The organism is Paenibacillus sp. FSL W7-1332, from assembly GCF_037969785.1.
GTDB lineage: Bacteria > Bacillota > Bacilli > Paenibacillales > Paenibacillaceae > Paenibacillus_AQ.
The window spans coordinates 4,080,215-4,101,805 of the sequence record NZ_CP150209.1; the positions used below are offsets into that span (position 1 = coordinate 4,080,215).

Genomic DNA, 21,591 nt, shown 5'->3' on the forward strand with positions numbered 1-21,591 from the left:
CCGTTTTTAGCTAAAATTCTTTTTAGTGCTCTATGCATGTTTTGGTCATGATAAGGTCCTTCTGTTCTTCATCACCCATATAGAAAGAATGGGTTCCTGTTTGAACAAACCCCCTATTCTTATAAAAAGCAATGGCATTTTCATTTCGTTCCCAAACGCCTAGCCAGACCCTCTTTTTATTTCGTTCCATCGCGATCTCCATGGCTTTATTCAGCAGGAACTTGCCAAGCCCAAATTTTTGATATATGCCCTTAATATATATCCTCTCGATTTCAAGCGAATCATTGCCCATCATTTCAGTTTGGGCATCATGGGTGTTGATCTTTAAATACCCGGCGATTTCCCCACTAGAATAAATAAAATAGAACTCCGAAGAGCTATTGCAAATCTCTTTTTCTAATTGGTTTAAGTTAAATGCTCTTTCTAAATAGGCTTTCATATTTTCAGGTGAATTTTGACCTTTAAATGTCTCATTAAACGTCTCAACACTAATGTCTTGAAGTAAGCATAAGTCCTCTAACGTGCACTTTCTTATTTTTAGAGTCAATGGGTTTATCCTCCATTTAGTAATTCAATACAATCTCTTATTGCCCTTTTTTACAAACTCCCAGTCTTTTTCAACGTTCTTTCTGACTCTTTGTAGCAGATTAAACATGACTTCTGCTTCTCTTTCGGAAAATCCCTCTAATGCAACCGTATTGGAGTAATCATGTTCTCTTTTTATAAAAGGATACACATGTTTTCCTTTCTCCGTTGGAAAGAGTTTTTTGATTTTTCTATTATGTTGATCTTCTTTCTTCTCAATAAAGCCATGAAGTTCAAGCTTTTTGATAGCACGGGCTGCAGTTGTTCGATCTACTTTTATCATCTCAGCTAACTTCTCTTGAATGATTCCTGGGTTTTCACATACTCGCACAAGGTACAGATACTGTCCTTTCGTCAGGTCATATTCTTTAAATTCAATATTGCTTATCGAATCTAATGCCCTTGCGATCATTCCAATTTCACGAAGAATTCCTTTCATACATTGACTCCCTCGTTTTCATTTATATTGTAAATGCAATAAAACGTATGTTTATTTTAATATAACAATGTTGTATTTGCAATAAAACAAATGACCACTTCAATGAAATGTCCTGATTCATCGAAATGGTCATTAGATTGAAGCTGCATTCAAGGACCTAAACCCGAGCAAGCTTATCCGGGTTCCGTACGGCATACATTCTGGCAAGCTTTCCGTGCCGGAGTTGTATGCATATCGCCGCCAAAATTTCGTTCCCCGAACGGATGACGAAGCCGGTCTCACCGTTAAGAGGTGCGGGCTCGAGGTGAAGTTTCCCCTGTATGCTTTGGAACCCGTCGAGCAAGACTCGGGCCACATAATCGCGCGTTTGTATGGGGCGCTTGTACGCCAGGGCTTTGCCGCCTCCGTCGGCAACGAACATGACGTCTTCGGTAAGCAGAGACAACAAATGATCGATATTCCCTTGATCGAGGGACACGAGGAAACGGTTTATCCATTCCTTTTCATCTGCGTCGTTCTTTACGGGCTCCTTCTCGGAAACCCCCATCTTGCTTCTTGCCCGACTCATCATCTTCCGGCAATTCGCCTCTCGCTTCCCGATCAGATCGGCAATTTCTGCATATTCGAAGCCAAGTGCTTCACGCAAAACGAAAACCGCCCGCTCTGTCGGGGACAGCCGCTCGAGCAGTACGAGCATGGCGTAAGATAGCAGATCGAAGCGGACAACGGTTGTTTCGATGGTATCCGCCTCAGGCGTCCGAATCGGTTCAGGGAGCCAGGGACCAACGTAAATTTCGCGTCTCTTCCGTGCTGATTTTTGCTGATTAAGGCAGTGGTTGGTTACCATTCTGCACAAATATGCCTTCGGCTCCTCCAAACGCTCGGGATGTACGTCGTGCGCCTTAACAAACACGTCCTGCACCGCATCTTCCGCATCTGCCACAGAGCCTGTTAATTGATAGGCCAGCGTGAATAGGAGCGCTTTATATTGATCGTACAGTTCTTCCACTTCGTCTTCTCACCTTCTCTTATCTGCAAGCTAGATCTCTTCTTTCTATAGAAGTTTACTGCCTGCTTTCCATGCAATATTCCTGAATTTCCATGCAAGTTTTCCGGTTATAATCAGGTTGACCCCCCTTTTGCGTCCCCACACCAACCCGCGGTTTTTCCCAAGTCCAATGCAGAAAAAATCTAAGGGAACCTTCTTGTGAACCGGAGCGGGGCGTCCCTCCAAATCGGCCATAACGATTTTCCCCAATCGTTCTCCCTGTAGGCCGCCTTCTTTGCACGTCATTTGATCTGCGATGTCGTTTCTCGGATCGACGATTCTCGTACAGTCGCCGATGCTGTATACACCCGTTGCCCCTTGCACGCGATAGGATCCATCCACTAGAACTTGACCGTCCGGAGTAAGCGGCAAGCCCATACTGCGAAGGTCCGGATTCGGAATCAGACCAATCGTCCATATACATAGGCCAACCGGCAGACGATCACCATTGCTGACCGTCACCACGCCTGCTTCCTCTCTTAGCGCCTTACGATTATGAAGCACGGTCACTCCGCATTTGTTAAGCGTCAATTCCAGCTTATGTCCCACTTTCTCGGGTGCTTCTGGGAATAACCGCTCCTGCGCATTCAGTAAATAGACAGCGACTTCGGACGAATGAAGTCCCAGTAAAGCTGCTTCCTTCTGCATCTCTAGCGCCAGCTCAGCCGATGTCTCAATGCCACTGATACCCGCTCCCGCAACTGCGACGCTCATCAGTCGCTTACGTTCCTTAACATCTGTCTCGTGAACAGCTTGCCGTAGATTGGCGCGCCAGCGTTCCCGGATGACTGCTGCGGTTTGCTGATCGGTTAAAGAAATGCCTCCCCGATCAGGATCAGGGCGCCGAACGACGCTACCGACCGCTACAACTAAAAGATCATAAGGAATCCAGGCCTCATCTCCATGCGCATCCTTATATTGAATCTGCTTCCCCCCGCTATCCACGGACGTAACCGTTCCTTGCACGAATTCGACTCCTTCTGAAAAACTATAATGCGTCCAAGGAATCATAATCACTTCCTCACCTACGGCCGGACGGAACAACAGTATTTTGCGCACATGACCGGGCTGCTTGTCAAACAGAACAAACCGAATCCGCCGTCCATTCGTCATGTTCCGGGTTGTTTCTTTTATCGCTTTAAGCGCTGAAAGCCCTGCATGGCCGCCTCCAATAATGATGCATGTCAAGTCGTTCATCATTCCTCAGCTCCTTTGCATTTTGCACATAAAACAATATAGGGGGCTGATTTGTGACATTTCCGACGGCGATTCTTTAAGATCCGGGTTAGAGCGCCTCCCCAATCTGGGAAAGCCCCGTTCTATTTCAGAGTAAGTTTTAAAGCGGGACGAACGCCGTCACGGGAGAGACTGACATTCGCATAGCTGCGAATACTGCAGCTTGGACCGACAAAAAACGCACGCGAAGGCTTGTTTCCTTGTGTTCGCAGCCACCACCAGGAACAGCCGACTTCTTCGCCGTTTCTGATGATGTAGTTATCCTGGTTTGTTTTATCGTATACATATAAGCTGCATCCATCGTATTTTTTCGATTTGGCAAAATCCGTTCCAACGGCACGCCGTAACTCCTTTCCGTGAATCTCCGATAACTCCTTGATCTCTGTAACGCTAAGCAAAAAAACTTTATCCTCCGTATCCGGGCTGCCATCTCCGTTGTCCGAACAATGCGACGTCTTTATGAATTTTTTTTCTGTCGCATTAAATGCGGTGTTGTAGAATTCATCGTTCAGCCACTTGCGCAAATCACAATCATGCCACGTAATATCCACGCTATCACGCCACTTCGTATCCACGCTTTCGCCGTGATACCGCCTGCAGTCCAAAATGTACTCGCTCAACAGGAACAGCTCTCTTCCTGAATTTTGCAGCACCCTCCACAGGATCGGGGAATTGTCTGCACCGTCAGAAGACTGCGGGTAAGTGCCGAAGGTAATGAAGCCGCCAGCCTTTGCGCTTCGGGACGGGGTGGAAGCAAAATGATCCATTCTCAAAAAGATCTCCTCCTTTACGTATCTAGTTGGATTGTACAACATGGATGCAAGTGCTAAGTTAAAGTCGGCACACCCTTGATCCTTCCCATTTCAATTTATAATAGCTTAGCTAGGTACTTTAATGTTTGTTTCTAAGGCTTGTGGGCGTTGAATTTGTTTGATGCCCATGAATTCCACCTCAGTTATGGCTTGTCCTCCGACAATCCTATTTGTTATGGTATACGTAGTCCTACGCTTGATGTTGATTAGGAGAGCACAAAAATGCCGTTAAACTTACGGCATTTTTATATGTTATAGGTTGGAGGAGTTAGGGATGAGAAGTAGACAGGAAGCCATCGATTACTGCTTGAGCTTGGACCATTCGTATGAGGATCAACCATTTCGTGATAAAAATTGGACCGTGGTTCGACATAAAGATACAAATAAAGTTTTTGCGTGGATTTTTGAAAAAGAGGATCATATTTGGATCAATGTAAAGTGTGAATCCGGCATGATGGAGTTCTTACGGCAGGCATACACTGCAGTAGTCCCGGCCTTTCATCTTAATAAAGACCATTGGAATTCGATTATTCTTGACGGCACCGTACCTGAAGAAGAAATCCGTGAAATGATCAAACAAAGCTATGTTTTAACTAAGGCGTCTTCTCGAGGTTAACATCGTTAACTGCATTCCTATCCAAATGATAAATGAGCTGCACGACCCCGGAGGAGAACGTTTTTGTATTCACCATCTTTAAATTCAACCTTTGCTTGATATCCATAAACAACGGTTTTCCTTCTCCCAGGATGACAGGGTGAACCGATAATCTGAATTCATCAACCAGCCCTAACTGAATAAAGGTTGTAATAAGGCTTGCTCCCCCATATAACCAGATGTCTTTACCCGGCTTATTCTTTAATGCATTTACTTCTTCAAGGATATGATCATTGATGTATGTCGCTTTATGATCGCTCCCTGTTTGCGTCCTGGAGAACACATATTTTTCTTTACTGTGAACGTTTGACCATAATTCTTGCTCAGCATCCGACGGATCCATATCCGGCGTGAACCGCCCCCATAAATCATAACTTTTTCTTCCATACATTATCGTATCGATTTGATTTAAAAAATCCGCAAACCCCATCTCAGGGTCCATAATGCACCAATCTACTTCCCCATTCTTCCCTTCAATAAAACCATCCAACGTAACGGCTAAATCTAAAATGATTTTACGTTTCACGATTTGTAGCTCCTTTCGGGATATATCACTCAGTGTAAATTATAATTATGTCATCTTATGTCTTATATCATAAATGTATTTTATCTGCCGTTAGCTTAAAAAAGACAACCGATCATAATGATCGGCTGCCTTCTTCTGTCATGATTAAACTTTGGTTCTCTGATAATACAATGACAGCTCGTAACTCGTACGTTACAATGCTAGACGGTAAAGTAAATCCACTTTAGAAACCGCCTCTGGAATGAATAATTTGTCCGGTAATCCATTGTGAATCTTCACTTGCTAGAAAAGCGATCAGACGGGCCGCATCTTCGGGAAGACCAATCCTCCCCATCGGAAATCTCGGAAGCAGGGCTGTTTTCACCTCTTCGGACATCCAGCCCGAATCGGTAGGACCGGGATCGATAGCGTTCACAGTGATATGAAGCGGAGCCAGCTCTGCAGCCAATGATTCGGTAAAAACGGAGATGGCTCCTTTCGTTGCAGCATAGATGAGATTACCGGGCATTGGGCCTTTTCCTTGTCCAGAGGTAAGATTAATGATTCTTCCGCCGGGTAACCCGTCGTTATGTGCACGTTGCTCTGACTCAAGCATACGAGCGAATTCGGCACATAGCATGAAAGTCCCTCTAATGTTTACAGCACAATGGGCATCGATAAGAGCTTCATTTAATTGACGAAAATCGGCATCGACGCTATACGTAGCATTATTGACAAGGATTGTCGGAAGACCGATCGTAGTTCGGACTTCTTGCAGCAGTTTGACAGCCGAACCGGAATCGGCTAAGTCCAAATTCATATGTGCGGCTTGAACGCCCAACTGGCGAAGTTCGTCGGCAAATAAATTTGGCCAACTCTTGTCTGCGTCATTTGGATATATTGTTTTATCATAGTCATATAGATGAGTGTAGAATAAATCGGCACCTTCGCGAGCCAATGTCCGGCATATCGCGGCTCCGATTCCCCCCGGACGGCTTACGCCAGTTACGATGGCAATTTTCCCTTGCAGTCTCTTCATGATTAGAAATACCTCCTACGGTTAAGAGAAGACAAGAGAATCGTTCATCATGGGAGATGAATTGCTTCCGCTGCCTTAACCAAAAAAAGCGGATACATCAAGTATTCGCGCAGCGGATGAAATAAACGGTCTCTCGCATCCCTCGAAATGGTTGAGGATGGCATGATTCACCAAACCTATGGCAATTAGCCAAGGTCGAATCACGCGATCACCTACAATCAAACCATTACAAGGAAGTCCACATTGGAATACGAGTCCCCTTTCCTTCATCTCCAAAAACAGATTACAAAATATAACCAGAACAAGTCAAGGAAGATATCCAAAGTATAGTACCTTAATTGAACGTATCTGACAGTTAGTTTAACAACAGCCTGAAATCACAGCCGCAACCGAACGGCAACAAAAAGAGCGGGAGGCTCCTCCCGCTCTAACTACGATAATCCATGAACATGATACTAACTCGTCTTTAATCTAATTCTTAAGAAGCTTCCCGGCTTTTGACCAGGTAGTTGTACATCAGCTCTGCTGCCATTGCCCGATCGGTAACGGACTTCGGTGACAGCTTGCCTCCACCTGTGCCTTGAATCAATTCGGCATCCAGCATGAAGTCCATCGCTTCCTTCGCATAACCGGATACGTCTTTCGCATCGGTATAGCGTTCGATGTTATCATCTCCGCCCGGCAACTCGCTACCGGCCGATTCCATGATCGCATGGAGCATGACGACCATATCCTGACGCGTGATCGAGTCCTCCGGTCTGAACCGGTTATCTCCCGTTCCATGGACCAGTCCCAGCTTCTTCGCTGCGGATAAATACGGTGTATAGTACCGGCTACCCGCGTCGGCAAAATTACTGTCATCATCTGTATTCTCCGGTTTGATGCCGAAGGCGTTCATCGCCATGACCAGGAAATCGGCCCGGCTGATCTCCTTCTGCGGGAGATACCGACCTCCCCCTGTGCCCTTAACAATGTCACGGGCAGAGAGGAAATGTATAGCATCTGCATACCAGCTCCCAGGGTCTACATCCCGATAGGATACTTGCTTATACGCGACTGCATACGTGCCAAGCTTGTCCGTCTCGAAAGTCAAGGTACGAGTATCGGCATTGTAATATCCGTTCAGCACAGCAGATACGGAGCCCATCGCATCGACTTCCCACGCGACCAGCTGATCCGCTCGTTCGTCAGCCTTGACTCCATAATGGAGCGATACCGCTACAGGGGTGCCGCTTCCTGGCCACTCCACCGTCTTACCATCGATTTGCAGCAGCAATTCGACGACCGGTCTGTTCCCGATTCCGTTAAGTTGTTCCACGGAAAGCCCGCTTCGCTTACCCGGTCGAATTACGAGGCTCGTCAACTGCCCTGCTTCCGGCAGACGGTTCAGCATATTGGATGGCAGCTTCATAGTTGCCTGCGGAGTAGCAATCTCAATCCGTTCCCGCACGTGATTGCGGTTCAAGTAAGCTGACGGAACCTGGATGACGATTTCGCCGTTGAACGACTGGGCACTTTCGTCCAGTTGAATTGTCACGGTCTTGATTCCGCGCGCGTTTGCTGCGACGCTGTCGAAGGCACGGCTGAGCTCTGCTTCGCTGATCGCTGCCTGAGCCCTCTGACCATTGATGGCAACTTTCGCCGTAATCATTCCCGGTCTGGAAGGTCCGGTGGTCGGCGGCGTTCCTCCTGGCTTGCTTTGACCCGGATGATTACTGCTGCCTCCGTTATTGCCGTTGTTTCCGTTGTTGCCATTGTTGCCGTTATTTCCGTTATTTCCGTTGTTGCCGCCGCCCCCATTGTTTCCGCCTCCGTCGTTCCCGCCGCCCGGAGGAGACGTTTTCTTCGAGGTCGTAAAGCGATAGATTGGGCTAAGCTGCTTGGCGCCGAATTCGTCGGTAATATCCATATACCAGTAATACGTCTCACCGGCTTCGCGTCCATTCCATACGGTAGAGGCGATTTCCCCGGACTTCACGTCCTTTTGCTCGCCAATCAGTGTATCTTTGTACACGTTAACCGCAAAATAATCGGTTGCCACCCGTTTTTGAATGTCCCTGAACGCAAACGGCTCGGTAAAATCCTCGATGGCATCATCAAAGAAATTATAATCGTCTAAGTAAGGTGAATACGTATCCACGTCCAGCGTACCGGAGGTTGGATCGAATTTCAGCAGGCGCAGATACCCGTTGCCTCCGTTCGGTCCTCCCTGATAGTCCGCCAGCATTTCGATGACCTGCCTTGTCGATCCGTCCGGATGCGTCACCGTCTTCACGACCCGGTTCGCAGCATGATAATGTCCGCTTAGCACCAGCTGTACGTTTTTGTTCGGCGCGATGACCTGGTCATAAACGCTCTGCGCCATATTGGACAAGGTGCCGTTGCTCTCCAGATATGCATGCATGCCGACGATCGCAATGCGGTCCGCATGCTTCTTCAGCGCCTCGTTGGCCCAAGCGATCGTCTCTGGCGTGTCCTCTAGTCCAAAGCCGATATACAGGAAAATAAAGTCATGGCCTCCAAACGACACGAGGTCGTAATGGTTGCGGTTGTTATCCATTTCCCCGCCATACCAAGGATTGTTCTTATACCGGTCGGCCCCGACATACTTACCGTAGTAGGAGTAATCCACACCATCAATGATGACGTCGTGATTGCCCGCGAGTACACCATACGGTACGCCCGCTTCATCCAGCTTCTTCAAGTTGCGGTCGGCTACCACCCACTGCTTCTCGTCGTCAGCCACGTTCACAATGTCGCCGGTATGGATCACATAACTGAACAAGCCCTTCTTATATTCTTCTGCGATCCAATCGCCCAGTTTATCGAATATGTCCGGGTACGATTCCGCGTAATACTGCGTGTCCGTAAACCACAAAATGTTGAACGGCGCATTCGCGCTCTTCACTTCATCCTGAACCATGGCCTGGATTTTGTCGTTTCGCACGTAACGCTTAGGATCCACTTCTGCTGTCAGGGTAATGTCGGATTCGGCTTCATCACCGGTGGCCGACTTTAGCGCGGTCCACTTGCCCGTCTCATAATCCCATGCATACAGCGTCACGATGCGTCCAGAAAGCGTACGTCCTTGCCAGTGCAGCTCTACCGTATCCTGTTCCGACCATGCTTCGTCCAGTTGGACTTCGAATCGATGATATGGGAAGCCGGATTCCGTATCCGTAACAAGATACTCCCCGTCAGGGTAAGCAACTTTGTCGGCCTCCTCCTTGCCGATTCCCTTTTCGCCGTCCGGCGCCAGTACAAGCGGCGGCTCCCGGTCTGCAACGTTGATATGGCCTTTGATCCCGTCTTCACGTGCAAAATCGTATTTATCCCCTTCCAAGAAGCGAACGCCCATCGAGTCCCCGCTCGGATCGCTGAGTCGCGCTCTCAGGCTCGGATTCAACCCTGTGTTCTCCGCGAAATCGGCTGGGGAAACTTCGCCAGGAAGAAGAGGTATCTCGTCTTCAATTATGAAGTTACGGGAGATGTCCGCCGAATTGCCTGCTCCGTCGAGTACGGTCACTTTTAGAATATGCTCGCCCGGTGCAAGCAGCGCGGAAGACGTTTCGTAAGGAAGTGAGATTGGCTCGCCATCAAGCTCCGCCGTAATGTCGGTCACGCCGCTTAGATGGTCCGATGCGACCACATCCAGCGTGAACGCCCCTTTGAGCTGCATGGCGTCGGTCAACAACTGCCCTTCCCCATACGATATTCCTTCAATCTCGGGAGCGGTATTGTCCACAGTCACGTCGATGGACTGGAAGGCTTGTCCGTTCATTGACATGCTTAGAGGATACACCCCATCCTTTACGGAAGCGGTGTCGAGCTCAGCATATCTTGCCGTGAACTTGTCCTCCGGAATCGGAAAATGGAAATCGCTGATCATCGGCTTGTTCGGGTTGCTGCCGTAATCCGCATCTCCGAAACCGTAATACGTATCCTCCCGGTAATTCACGGTCGACTGTCCGAGATTGCCCAGGTAGTTCAGCACCTTATCCGGTTTGACTACCGAACCGTCCGGGAGCACGAGATGGAGATTCATCACTTCGAAATCGTCATGATTGTTCTTGCCGAATACCTTGTCGTGATCTTTGAGTTGATACGGCGCATTCTCATTCCCGGTATGGACGGAAACAGTCGTTCCGGTCACGAAGAGGTCGGGAGCCATATCGAACATCGACCATGCGCCGTCGATATATTTGGGCAGTATGCGCCCGAAAAATTCCGTCTCTCCGCTTGCATTGAGTGCGCTTGCCGACGCTTGATAGATCTGATCGATCCCCCGGGTCTGCATGCCCAGCTTTACCTTGCCCGACAGCGCCTTGCGAAGCGGCAGCGGATTGCCGTCGAAGCGAACTTCGATATCGTCCTCGGCGCGGGAGCCGTAAGCGTAGAAGGATGCCTTCCCGCTCAGCATGCTCCCTTTGGCTAAGGATAACCCCGGATCCGGCAGCTCCGTCCCCGTGCTTTCTTCGTTAACTGTCAGAAGCCCGCCTCTGGAGTTATATGGGACCCGCGTGCGGTTGCCGTTTCCGTCGACTGCATCGATGATATAACGATAGGCTCCGATTTCATTCAGCGTGATCGAGCCTTGGTAGACATAACGTCCATTATCCTGGGACGCAAGCGTCAGCGCATGTTTATCCGTAAAAGCCGTTGGCTCCTCGGAGGCTGCTCCAATCAACACCTCGGCGGAAGCAAGTGACTCGTCGCTAGTGACGGTAACTGCATATGGCTGACCCTTGCCCAAATTATAGGCGGTCTGCTCATGCTCGAGCGTCGGGGCTATCATGTCGACGCCTGTTACCGGCGGCACCTGCCCCGGATCAATGCTGCCGGGATTGGCGTACATCCGGTTATCCAATCTTCTCATGGTCGTCCCTGCATCCGGATAGGCATATCGAACGACTGCATTACGTACGTCGTTGACCAGCCTGTCCGGGCTGTCCGGCGTGCTGGGATCATACCAGGCCTGTACGATGTACGAATGGGCTTGTCCCGGCGCGGACAGAGCAAGCCCGCGATGCAGGGAATTCGGAAGATTGAAATCCGAAGCTTTCGAATTATCGTAGAAAATAATGTCGTTATCGTTCAGTGTGCTGTTAAAGTGCAGGTTGAAGTCGGCCGTCGTTGTGTATCCTTTGCCGTTGGCCACGGCTTCCTTCGCGAACCAGATGACGGCCGAGCTGTAAGGCTCGATTGCGGTATGATCCGGGATCATCCAACTCTTAGGTGCCGTCTGACTCGGGTACAGATACCAGAGCGTATAATCCTTAAGGTCCAATACCTGATTCGAATTATTGTAGATTTCAACGTATTCGTACTGGTTGCCGCTTCCCCACCGGTAATCCCCGGCCGGATTCGGCAGAAGTTCAGTAATCAGGATGCGCGGAACGGTCCCGCCGGCAGCTCCTCCGGTTAAAGCCGTTTCATAATCGGCGGATCTCGCCTGCTGAATTCCATCCGCTGCCTCGATATAATACTGCAGCTTCTCCCCGATCAACTGATCGGCCGGAATGACCGCATCAAATTGATCACTGCCGCGACCGACCATGTCGATCATGCTGTAGGGGCTGCTGACGGCCGTTTTGTAATACAGCTTTACTTTTAGCGCATCGCCGTCTGCGTCATAGACACTTGAGCTTACGGTCAGCGGCTGCGTCCGATCGGCCGAAGTAACCGGCGTGTGACTGATATCAGGTACACGATTGTCAGGCGGCGATAGCTGCCCCGGATCGATGATTCCGGCGGAAGGCGCAGCTTCCCGGGCGTAAGGAATCATTCCTGTACCGCCGGCAGGCGGCTGAAGATGCACGCTCTTGCCGTCGCCGACATCCTCGGCGGTATAATAGAAGCCGCTGATCACGGCGGCGTCATCGCCTTTTCGGGTTATGTATAAGCCCCGGTCCGTGTTGTTGAGGCCGTCCTGTCCCCGAAGCTTGAATACCGGCACATGGCCGGGAACCGAGTGATACTGACGAAAATCGGATTCGGTCAATGCGGCGGCCGCCCCGGTAATGGACGAGCTTGTCCGTTCCACCCAGAGCACAGCCGGGCTGTCTGCCGGGATGACCACCCCATCCGGATTGCCGTAGACCGTGTCCGTCACCGTCAACGTCTTCACGCCCGTATTATAGTCGTAACGAATGTTGAACTCGTCATTAAACGAGATCGGTGCTCCCGAATGATTATAAAGCTCAACATATTCGAACAGATCGGCCCCGCCCGCGCCCTCGATTGTTTGCTGATTCGACCGGTCATCGGGATACACTTCCGAGATAAATACGGGCATCGCTCCCGATGGCGCAGCATAGGCCGGGGTACTTGCAAGTGCAAGCTCAAATAAGCTGCTGCCGATCAGTATGCCGGATAATAAGCCGGCGATCCATTTTCGCTTCATGTGCTCCTCCTTTATGCTTTTATCCTCTAAAATCCTAAAGCATAAAGGTCAAGCGGATATCAAACGAAATCGCATGTTTCGTAAACGAAAGTAAGGGGAACGTTTAATCATACATGGAAACAAATTGCAGCATCATTATACCCATCCTTTTTCTGAATGAAGAGTTCATAACGTACCCATAATACGATGGTTCGGAGCTCGAACAAATATTTCAGATGAAGGAGTGAATGAAATGCAGCGGATGATCCCTTTCAAAATCAATAATCAGAAAACCGTTATATCTTTATTGGCTGTTGGGGTGGGTGCTACACTGATTGGAATGGCATATAGACGCAGGCTCAACGGAAATGCATGGAGTCGTATGCTCAGGTCTATTCGATAATTTTCCTGAAGAGTGAACTTAATAAAGCAGTCGGATGACAAACTCCGGCTGCTTTATTTATATAAATAGTTTATTTGCCTTTATCGATGGGAATCGGTTAATTTTTCTACGTATAAGGAATGGGACGATGAGTCAGATTAACCTTTGTGCTATATAAAAAGGGTGGTGACTTGTTAGAAATGCCTCTGTCTCCGCGTTTGTATCACTGGTTTGTCCGTCCCCAATGGATTACCAAAAAATATATCCATGACCATATTCAGAAGCACTTCCAATTGGAGAATAAGTTCATCCTTGATTTTGGTTCGGGTACCGGAGCAAATTGCTCTATTTGTCATTCAGATCGGTATCTTGGCATTGAGCCCAATATGGATCGGGTTCGTCTGGCCAAAAGACTGTACCCCAACCATACATTTGAAATATTTGATGAACGCCAGATCCCTATAGAAAACAACTCCATTGACTATATCTTTGTCGTTGCTGTTCTTCACCATATATCAGATGAGCAGATTCGTTCATATTTGGTCGAGTTTGAACGCATTTTGAAACCAGGTGGCAAGGTTATCGTCATGGAGCCGTATTTTTGTATGAAAAGAAGATTTAACAATCGATTTATGAACTGGTACGATGATGGAAAGTATATCCGCAGCGAAAACAGCTACCTAGATTTATTCCAAAACGGGCAATACCGATGTGAGGTACTTAAGAAGTTTACAAAGTGCATGGTATATAACGAGATTTACTTCACGGCGGAACCAACCAGGCAACTAAATTAGAGTCCTCGAGCCGCCAATCTGCATAAATCTGGTCTCAATACACATTCTATGTTGTACATCTTAGAGAAAAGGGTGGTATGCGAAAATGGCAAATAACAGGAACTATAATCATAATCAGCATGATCGTACGGATAATAATGGTCAGCGCCAGAACAAGGTTCATGGTGGTGAGTACCGCAATGGACGTCTTAGCCAAATTAAAAACAATAACCCGGAAGGTGAAGATATTCCGAATGAGTTTATAAGTCGGAAAGAGTAATAGATATCTATTTAACAATTCTTCACTCTAGCCTCTATTATCCAGGTTGTGGTTAAACCCCACTGATTTTTTTAACAGTGGGGTTTAACATGCTGGAAGCCGCTATTCGAGTGTCTTTCCAAGTGCATTAAGCATCTCATTTGTCCCATGCTCACGCACTTCAGGCGTATCATACCCGTCTAAGAATGCCCCCTGCTCCGTGAAGACCAGCTTTGTGCCATCCTCGGTCGGGATGAGCTCGACCGTTGTGATTGAAACGGAGATACGTTTGTCATCCGAATCCAGGGTATAGCTGTAGACGATGCGCTCTTCCGGCACAATCTCTTGGTAGCACGCGTCAAACGTAAAGACGGGCCCCTCTGGCGGGCCACCGCTGCTATATTCGCGTCCCCCCACATGAAACTCGAAAATATCGGGTTTTGAGAACCACTTTGCTTTGGCAGCCGGATCGGCCCAAGCTTGATAGACCCTCGCAGGCGAAGCTGCATAAGATCGTTCGACGACGAAGGTGGCATGTTTAACAAATCGTTCGTTCATAATTAATCCTCCCTAGATTTCGATTTTTTCTCTTCCTCGGCAATAAAATTACCCAATACATCCAGATGGTGTTCCCAGCTCGTTCTCCGCTCGATGACTAACTTCTCATGGCTCTTTTTAATCGCTTGCATGAGGTCAGTGAAGTCTTCAACCGCTAATGGCGCCATCCCCTGCATCGACTTGGATAGATGATGAAGCTGTTCAAGAAGCTGCTGCTGCACCTTGATTTGTTCCTTGATTCGGGCTATTTGCAGCCTGACGATCTCTAGTGGGCTGATCTGCTCGTCCTTCAGGATGAGCTTTACATCCTCCAAAGATAAGCCTAATTCTTTAAGCGATATAATCTGCTGCAGGCGTGACAGGTCGGATTCGTCGTACAGCCTATGACCGGACTCCGTCTTGTCCGATGGAGAGAACAAACCAATTTGATCGTAAAATCGCAAAGTCCGCACGGTGAGCCCCGTTTGTTTGGCAAGCTCCCCTACCTTCCAATTTCGTTTCATAAGAGCTCCTTTAGTTAGCGCTAACTATGTACCGGTAGTTTTAGTATAAAAGATGACGTTACGTTAGGTTCAACCGAAATTTATTTTTTTGTTGAAATTTGTTTGGATTGCTCTCTTATCTAAAGCAGTGAGCCATAGGATAAGGAAGCCACCCCAATAACGATTAATTGCAAACAAAAAACTCCGCGTTTAACGCGGAGTTTAATCTATGTATGTTCTCTTCCTCCCACAAAGATAACATAATTTAATCATTTAATCCCTTCCCATCCAGGATATGCGCAATATATTTTTCAATCCTTGACTCTCGGGTTTTGGATTGCTTGGGTGTAGAAAAATGTAGAATATATGCTCTTTGTCGTCCCGGTGTCAATGCTTCAAAAGCCGCTTTTAAATCGGGCATGTCCACGAATTTGCTTTCTAATTCTTCCGGTATGGTGTATTCCGTATTCTTTTTATAGTTCACTTGCAAACCGGCTTTCTCAACTTCGATGGCTTCATCAATATATGTTTTCAAGATAAGTTGCATTTCATCGATCACTTGAACATTGGTGAACCGAATCTGACGCGCCGCCTGAACATTCGCGGTTTGTTGGATTAGAATCCCATGGGGATCTTTTAACAACGCCCCTTTGTGAAACAGAAGCGCACAGTAATCCTTAAATCCATGAATCAAAACGATGTTTTTATCGTCAAGCGTGTAACATGGGTGCATCCACTTAAAATCCTCGGTCAACCCGCAGTCAAGAGCGATTTCTCTCAGCAGCTTAAATTCTTCCTTCCACTTCTTAAGTTTGTTAAAATAGGGATCTATCTTTGAATTCCTTTCACCGTTTACCATCGAGGTCCCCCCTCAAGTTTTTTATGCAGCAATTCCAATCCATTCTCGAGCTCCAGAGCGGTTGCAATTAAGTATAGGACACTGTTTGGTGTCGTGTCAACGGAATCCGCGACCCTCGTATGCGTAGATGAAGTTTTTGCTGCCGATCGCAGATTCAGTTCAGTTTAGCAGCAGTTCAATCGAATTGAATCGAATTCGATTTTGATTGAAACTGACTCGTTCATTGAATCATTCCGGTGATCAACTGTAAATCCATGCCCGTCCCGCTAATCAACAATCGTTCCTTCTTGTTCCCGAGCAATTGCTGGGTCCAATCCACGAAACCGCCATCTACTATATTCACTCCATTCACATTCACTTCGAAGTTCAGGCCTTTATAATACTGGTTGCTGCTCTCTACCCTATCTTCGATAAATAAGTAGGAGGGAAACTCTACATTCAAATGATCGACCATTCTGTCCAGGAAACCTTCTGAATCGGTATAGCCCTTGCGCATATGAAGAAATACCTTTGTCTCCTGACCAAGCTTCCCACCATAATAATTGAGATAGAATGCGATGTGCCGGGTCAGTGTATCTTTCTCGAAGCGATATGAACCGGTATCTTTTCCTGAACTAACCAAGGTAAATAAACCGAAATGAGGCAGGACGTTGGCCTGTTTATACCATTGCCCTCGAGTGACTCTGCTGGCTGCGCAAACATGCACATCGTTGATGCTGTTGTTTATTGATTTGTTCTTTATGCCATTCGCCAGATAAATCGCAAGCATATTGGTGCTGTCCGACATCAATTCAACGCCTCTTGTTGCTGATATCACCTTGTTTTGATCAACCTTTGCAATCACTGAACAGCTTCCCAACGGACTAGCTGGAGAAAGCTCCAATGAGGTAAATCCGCTATTTTCGGCCAATTCGAGCATATCAAGCTCTATTTTCTTCAGTTTAATTGGACTGAGTTCGGAAGGCTTCACAAAACGATTCGTGGCATATTTGCTTAACAAGTCGACGGGAGAACTTTGAGCCGTCATTTCTTGTGAAAGCGCGAGAAGAAGCGTAGTCATCTCCGATTGCGACAATTTTGTTGTCAGTTCCGTAATCAAACGTTCATTTCCTAATTTTGCAAGGATTGTATGTACGATTTGGGAATGTTCCACCTTCAACCTCCTCAAAGTTACTCTTGTCCCATCGTCCAGCCGCGAGATACCAACCGCTATGTTCTTATACGTTTTCCAAGAGACGTCGGCAATCCGTCGAGGCTGCTCAAATTCTTTTCCTGCCAGTAACTGTGCAAGCCTTCTTCGCCTTTTTGCTCCGCCCACCGCTGGAGCGTCTCTCGCTCCTTCTCGTACGACATGAATGGAACCGCATAGCCGCAGGATGTCTGGACTTTATGTATGTCGACCATAATTATCTGCCGGACTCCAGGCAGCGGCTCGAACATTTCGTACAGCTGCTCCCACTCGTTGTCCTCCGGGAGAATCACTGTTCCGGTCCCGTATAGGCGCAGGATGTTCGGCGGCCCCTGGAATGCGCAGAACATCATCGTGATACGACCATTCTCTTCGATATGAGAGCTGGTCTCATTGCCGCTTCCGGTCAAATCCAAATACGCAACCTTACGATCGGACAATATCCGAAACGTGTCATATCCCTTCGGCGACAGATTGACATGCCCATCCCTCGACATGGGCGCCGTTCCGACAAAGAACAGCTGCTGCTTTCGGATGAAGGCCATATGCTCGGGGAGCATGGCCGGAAACTGTTTTCCCATTCGAATCCCCTCCGATAAACTTGTAGTTGGTTTGATTCACCCGTGAACACCGGCCAAGTCGCGTTCTAAGGCGGGCCGGATCGCTGCTTCAGGCTTGATCTCGTGCTTGGCTATACATACATTGTATTCGAAGACGGCCCATAAATATAATATATTCTTAACAAGCATAGATACACTTCGGTTATGAATGAGACAACGAGCTCTTCGCGGGAGGCAAGCAACAAGAACTCGGTAGTACCGCCTGAAGCGGCATGATGGTTTTTGGTGGTAATGCGGGGGATGTTTTTAGAATTAATCTGAAGGATAAGTAGAATTGCAGCTCGTAAAGCATACTGGACAAGGCCGAAAGCGTTTAATTGAGCGTGTACGTCTGGAACATGTATTGGAAGCCTGATCCGAATGGAGTCTGGCTTCCAATATACACTGCAGCTTTTATATCTATTATGGGTTCTCGTAGTTTTTTAACGGCATACCTACATATTCGCCGAAGGAGCGGATCCGCCCTGCCTCAAATTCAAAGACGATTGCAAGCTCATTACGAAAAGGCCGCCCATTCAACAAGCCTTCCGAGCGAAATACCACCATCCCGTTGTCCTCATTCTCAAGAACGATGAGCGGAGTCAGCTGCATCTGAAATACGGAGCGCTCGAACCTGATCAATTCCTCAAACCGCTCTTTGCCTTGCTGTTCATGATTCCACCCCTCTAGCGGGAGCGGAACAGAGAAATGAAAGTCTTCCGTAACCTTATTAAGAAAATCAGCTGTATCCCCCGTTTCCAACGCATGCCTAAAGGCATCAAACCCTTCGCATGTTCGGGATTGGACTGAGTCTAGAGATTTCTCCATAGAAAATTCCTCCTCATTACGGTTTATTGTTTGCTTCAAATATAATTGAGTTTTCATTGAGTCGTTTTGAATGGTGAGACGTCTTGAAATAGGAATCTTGCTTAACATTGGTTAACTCGCCGAAAGAACCTTTAACTGGCTCGAAATCGTTCCAAGGTGAAAAGCTTCGTGAATCAGGATAAAGTTTAACAGCTCACCAGAGGTGTTGAAATGGAACGGTCCCAAGTCAAACGGAGCCGAAAGCTCCTCGCCCAGCATTTCAGGCTTCAACTCAGTGATACGGGAAAGCTGCGCCGTTAACATCTCGACCATCGCTTCCTTCGATGGTGGAGCAACCGTCCAATCCAAGGGCTTTGTGCCAGAGTTAAACAGCGTTTCATAAGAGCCCGGTACGATAGGCGTGGAGTCGAAGATCAAGGGAGAATACTTATCCATCCAATAAATCATATGGCCGACATTCCAACGGACCGTATTGTTGAAACCAGCCGGTTGGATATCGAACAGTTCCTCCGGGATCGCCTGCACCTGCTGCTGCAGCACTTGACGTGCGGTTGTTGCCGTATTGATAATCATTTCAGACATGCTAATTCCTCCTTTATCGTGAGAACCGCTTGATATGTTCCCATTTTATGTCTTACGGAACTAACCATCAATGCAGTGGGCGTTACCGGAACGTTAAGTATCAGTTAACGATTATTCGTTGACAGAAGAAGAAGTCGGAGCAACAATAAGGATTGAGCATGATACACGATGCATTAGAAAGCAGGTGCGAGCATTGGAGTTAAAACAACTGCAATATTTCATGGCCATTTGTGAAGAGCTTCATTTCACGAGAGCTGCCGAAAAAATGGGAGTCAGCGCACCCAACATTAGCCAGCAGATAAGAAGATTGGAAGAAGAACTCGGAGTTCTGCTGTTCGATCGTGTGGGAAAAACCATTGTCCTTACAGACGCTGGAGCCATTCTTCGCGAACACGGTGCTGCCGTTTTCAGGCATCTGCAGCAAGCGGGCGACGCCATTGCAGATCTGAAACAAATGCAAGGCGGCTCCCTTTCCATCGGGGTCTTGCCCGGTGACGCGGATCTCATGTTCAATGCCATGCTATTAAACTTCCATCAGACCTACCCCACCCTCTCACTGTCCCTTTTGGAAACCACGAAAGTAACCGAACAAGTCCTGGACCGAAGCATCGATGTGGGCGTAACCATTGGACCTGTTATCGATGAACGTCTCACGACAATTCCCCTGTTTCATGAGGAGTTCTCATTGGCTGTAAGTAGGAATGATCCCCTTGCCACGGAGAATTTCATCCCCTTGAACAGGCTGCAAGGCTTAAAGATGGTCATGTTCCCAGGAGACCACCAATGCCGCAAGGTGATTGACCGCTTTTGCATGGACAACGGGTTTACACTTCAGTCGAATTTGGTGACGACAACGTTATCTTCCCTCCTTCAGATGGTACAGAGCGGAGTCGGCGCTTGTGTTCTGCCGCGACTTCTATTGGAGAATCTTCACAATCCGGACATCAAGGTCGTGCACCTCAGGAACCCTACGCCTTCTCAGGACATTTGTCTGATCTACCGCAGCGACAGGTATGTCGGATACGCCATGCGTACGTTTATCAAGACCTTGAGAGCCTACATCGACACAGCTATCCATCAATCGAAGTCTTCGTAGAAGGTAGCACCACCAGTAACAAACCCGCTCAAGCCTTCTCCCTTCCCCTATCTCAACTAAGAATACAAACTTTTCAAAATTCTTTTTTAGTACTGCATTGCGAATCTAGCCAATATATTCTAAAGACATGATCACGATGGCTTCTTCTATTCTCAGGAAGGGAAGAAAAGAATATGCCGATACCTCCGCCAATCTTGCAGAGGGGCGATACCGTTGGAATCGTTACCTTGGGCAGCCCGCTCGCTGCAGGCATCATTAATGCACGAATCGAATATTTGAGAGCAATGGAGCTTAATGTTGTATTGGGTCAATATGTATATGCGCAAAACGGGTTTCTTGCCGGCACAGACGAGCAGCGAGCCTCCGATTTAATGATGATGTTTCGAGATGAGCAGGTAAAAATGATACTGCCTACCAGAGGCGGTACAGGCGTGGCCGGAATTCTTCCCTACCTGGATTACGACGAGATACGAAGTAACCCAAAAATCGTCACGGGGTACAGCGACATCACGGTACTATTAAATGTTCTGCATCAATATGTAGATTTAATAACATTCCATAGTCTGATGCTTATTGACTTCAAACCCGAAACGCCCGCTTATAATTTCGATCAGTTTTTTTCCGCGACATCCGTGTATTCATTAACCCGGCCAATCTTGAATCCGCCGGGGATGCCGTTGATAAGCCGTATTCCGGGCAACGTGACGGGGCAGCTTGTGGGCGGTAATCTCACATCGTTTGTCGATACGCTGGGCACGCCATTCGAAATCGATACACAGGGTAAAATTCTCGTTCTTGAAGAAACGCATGAACCCACCAATACCGTCTACAGATACTTGAACGATTTGAAGCTTGCCGGTAAATTTAATGACTGCATCGGCATTATTATGGGGGAATGCTCAGGCTGCCAGGCAGCTTATGGCATATCCTATGAAGATTTAATCAACGAATTTGTTGTACCTCTCGGTAAGCCGCTTATAACGAATCTTGCTACAGGACATGGGATGTATAAAGCCGCCTTGCCGATTGGCGCAACAGTACAACTCGATTCCGTCAATAATAGAATAACGACGGTTGAACCTACAGTCAGCATTTAACTTCGGCTAAGACGATAAAAGGTCATGTCTATCGACAAGACCCACAATTCTGGGCCGGAAAGGAAAGTCCCCTGCCCTTGCAATGAATGACGTAGAGTTCAGACTAATAAGCGCAAAAAAACAGCCTTGGCCGAATAACGGCAAAGGCTGTTTACATGTTTTCATACAAGCGAGTCAGCGCCTTTG

General features: G+C 47.7%; 21 protein-coding genes. 5 read left to right on the forward strand and 16 right to left on the reverse strand.

Annotation, left to right across the window (positions count from 1 at the left end):
• Positions 1 to 22: 22 nt before the first annotated feature.
• The 5 genes from MKX98_RS18190 to MKX98_RS18210 all read right to left on the reverse strand — a co-directional run bounded on the left by MKX98_RS18190 (position 23) and on the right by MKX98_RS18210 (position 4,075).
• The gene (locus tag MKX98_RS18190; protein ID WP_339217602.1) at positions 23 to 547 is read right to left on the reverse strand and encodes an N-acetyltransferase; all 525 of its coding nucleotides are present in this window, start codon (positions 545 to 547) and stop codon (positions 23 to 25) included.
• A 24-nt stretch (positions 548 to 571) separates the two neighbouring features.
• Positions 572 to 1,024, reverse strand: a complete 453-nt coding sequence (locus MKX98_RS18195) for a MarR family transcriptional regulator (RefSeq protein ID WP_339217604.1) — start codon at positions 1,022 to 1,024, stop codon at positions 572 to 574.
• 157 nt (positions 1,025 to 1,181) lie between these two features.
• Positions 1,182 to 2,033, reverse strand: coding sequence for an RNA polymerase sigma factor SigJ (sigJ, locus tag MKX98_RS18200; RefSeq protein WP_339217606.1), 852 nt, complete (start codon positions 2,031 to 2,033; stop codon positions 1,182 to 1,184).
• 45 nt (positions 2,034 to 2,078) lie between these two features.
• Entirely contained in the window at positions 2,079 to 3,269 is a 1,191-nt protein-coding gene (locus MKX98_RS18205; RefSeq protein ID WP_339224505.1) for an FAD-dependent oxidoreductase, read from the reverse strand.
• A gap of 122 nt (positions 3,270 to 3,391) precedes the next feature.
• The gene (locus MKX98_RS18210) at positions 3,392 to 4,075 is read right to left on the reverse strand and encodes a DUF6273 domain-containing protein (RefSeq protein ID WP_339224507.1); all 684 of its coding nucleotides are present in this window, start codon (positions 4,073 to 4,075) and stop codon (positions 3,392 to 3,394) included.
• Between the two features lie 319 nt (positions 4,076 to 4,394).
• Here MKX98_RS18210 and MKX98_RS18215 point away from each other — a divergent pair, with 319 nt between their 5' ends.
• Positions 4,395 to 4,736: an MmcQ/YjbR family DNA-binding protein gene (locus tag MKX98_RS18215; protein WP_220685016.1), complete on the forward strand. Its 342-nt coding sequence runs from the start codon at positions 4,395 to 4,397 to the stop codon at positions 4,734 to 4,736.
• On the opposite strand, the gene MKX98_RS18220 is transcribed toward MKX98_RS18215, so the two are convergent.
• The 3 genes from MKX98_RS18220 to MKX98_RS18230 all read right to left on the reverse strand — a co-directional run bounded on the left by MKX98_RS18220 (position 4,714) and on the right by MKX98_RS18230 (position 12,722).
• Entirely contained in the window at positions 4,714 to 5,301 is a 588-nt protein-coding gene (locus MKX98_RS18220; RefSeq protein ID WP_259445238.1) for a dihydrofolate reductase family protein, read from the reverse strand. The two genes, MKX98_RS18215 and MKX98_RS18220, sit on opposite strands and share 23 nt — an antisense overlap.
• 223 nt (positions 5,302 to 5,524) lie before the next feature.
• Positions 5,525 to 6,319, reverse strand: a complete 795-nt coding sequence (locus MKX98_RS18225; protein WP_339217611.1) for an SDR family oxidoreductase — start codon at positions 6,317 to 6,319, stop codon at positions 5,525 to 5,527.
• Between the two features lie 478 nt (positions 6,320 to 6,797).
• The gene (locus MKX98_RS18230; RefSeq protein ID WP_339217613.1) at positions 6,798 to 12,722 is read right to left on the reverse strand and encodes an S-layer homology domain-containing protein; all 5,925 of its coding nucleotides are present in this window, start codon (positions 12,720 to 12,722) and stop codon (positions 6,798 to 6,800) included.
• Between the two features lie 528 nt (positions 12,723 to 13,250).
• Here MKX98_RS18230 and MKX98_RS18235 point away from each other — a divergent pair.
• Complete coding sequence (locus MKX98_RS18235; RefSeq protein WP_194543015.1) at positions 13,251 to 13,877, forward strand: class I SAM-dependent methyltransferase; 627 nt, start codon at positions 13,251 to 13,253, stop codon at positions 13,875 to 13,877.
• A gap of 85 nt (positions 13,878 to 13,962) precedes the next feature.
• Entirely contained in the window at positions 13,963 to 14,136 is a 174-nt protein-coding gene (locus MKX98_RS18240) for a hypothetical protein (protein ID WP_181469777.1), read from the forward strand.
• A 102-nt stretch (positions 14,137 to 14,238) separates the two neighbouring features.
• Here the strand turns inward: MKX98_RS18240 and MKX98_RS18245 are convergent, their stop codons facing one another.
• The 8 genes from MKX98_RS18245 to MKX98_RS18280 all read right to left on the reverse strand — a co-directional run bounded on the left by MKX98_RS18245 (position 14,239) and on the right by MKX98_RS18280 (position 19,212).
• Entirely contained in the window at positions 14,239 to 14,673 is a 435-nt protein-coding gene (locus MKX98_RS18245) for an SRPBCC family protein (protein ID WP_220685013.1), read from the reverse strand.
• Between the two features lie 2 nt (positions 14,674 to 14,675).
• Complete coding sequence (locus MKX98_RS18250) at positions 14,676 to 15,176, reverse strand: MerR family transcriptional regulator (RefSeq protein WP_339217617.1); 501 nt, start codon at positions 15,174 to 15,176, stop codon at positions 14,676 to 14,678.
• A 244-nt stretch (positions 15,177 to 15,420) separates the two neighbouring features.
• On the reverse strand, positions 15,421 to 16,014 hold the full coding sequence (locus tag MKX98_RS18255; protein ID WP_339217619.1) for a YdeI family protein: 594 nt from the start codon (positions 16,012 to 16,014) through the stop codon (positions 15,421 to 15,423).
• 220 nt (positions 16,015 to 16,234) lie between these two features.
• Positions 16,235 to 17,332, reverse strand: coding sequence for a hypothetical protein (locus MKX98_RS18260; protein WP_339217621.1), 1,098 nt, complete (start codon positions 17,330 to 17,332; stop codon positions 16,235 to 16,237).
• Positions 17,224 to 17,784 carry a pyridoxamine 5'-phosphate oxidase family protein gene (locus MKX98_RS18265; protein WP_194543019.1) on the reverse strand — a complete coding sequence of 187 codons (561 nt, stop codon included), beginning with the start codon at positions 17,782 to 17,784 and terminating at the stop codon, positions 17,224 to 17,226. Before MKX98_RS18265 ends, MKX98_RS18260 begins: the two co-directional genes overlap by 109 nt.
• 36 nt (positions 17,785 to 17,820) lie before the next feature.
• Positions 17,821 to 17,952 (reverse strand): hypothetical protein, encoded by a 132-nt coding sequence (locus MKX98_RS18270; protein ID WP_339217623.1) that lies wholly within the window; start codon positions 17,950 to 17,952, stop codon positions 17,821 to 17,823.
• A 273-nt stretch (positions 17,953 to 18,225) separates the two neighbouring features.
• Positions 18,226 to 18,630 (reverse strand): nuclear transport factor 2 family protein, encoded by a 405-nt coding sequence (locus tag MKX98_RS18275; RefSeq protein WP_339217624.1) that lies wholly within the window; start codon positions 18,628 to 18,630, stop codon positions 18,226 to 18,228.
• Positions 18,631 to 18,741: 111 nt separating this feature from the next.
• Positions 18,742 to 19,212 (reverse strand): DinB family protein, encoded by a 471-nt coding sequence (locus MKX98_RS18280; protein WP_339217626.1) that lies wholly within the window; start codon positions 19,210 to 19,212, stop codon positions 18,742 to 18,744.
• 193 nt (positions 19,213 to 19,405) lie between these two features.
• On the opposite strand from MKX98_RS18280, the gene MKX98_RS18285 reads away from it, so the two are divergent.
• Complete coding sequence (locus tag MKX98_RS18285) at positions 19,406 to 20,308, forward strand: LysR substrate-binding domain-containing protein (RefSeq protein WP_339217628.1); 903 nt, start codon at positions 19,406 to 19,408, stop codon at positions 20,306 to 20,308.
• A 173-nt stretch (positions 20,309 to 20,481) separates the two neighbouring features.
• On the forward strand, positions 20,482 to 21,405 hold the full coding sequence (locus MKX98_RS18290) for an LD-carboxypeptidase (protein WP_339217630.1): 924 nt from the start codon (positions 20,482 to 20,484) through the stop codon (positions 21,403 to 21,405).
• The last annotated feature ends 186 nt before the right edge of the window (positions 21,406 to 21,591 follow it).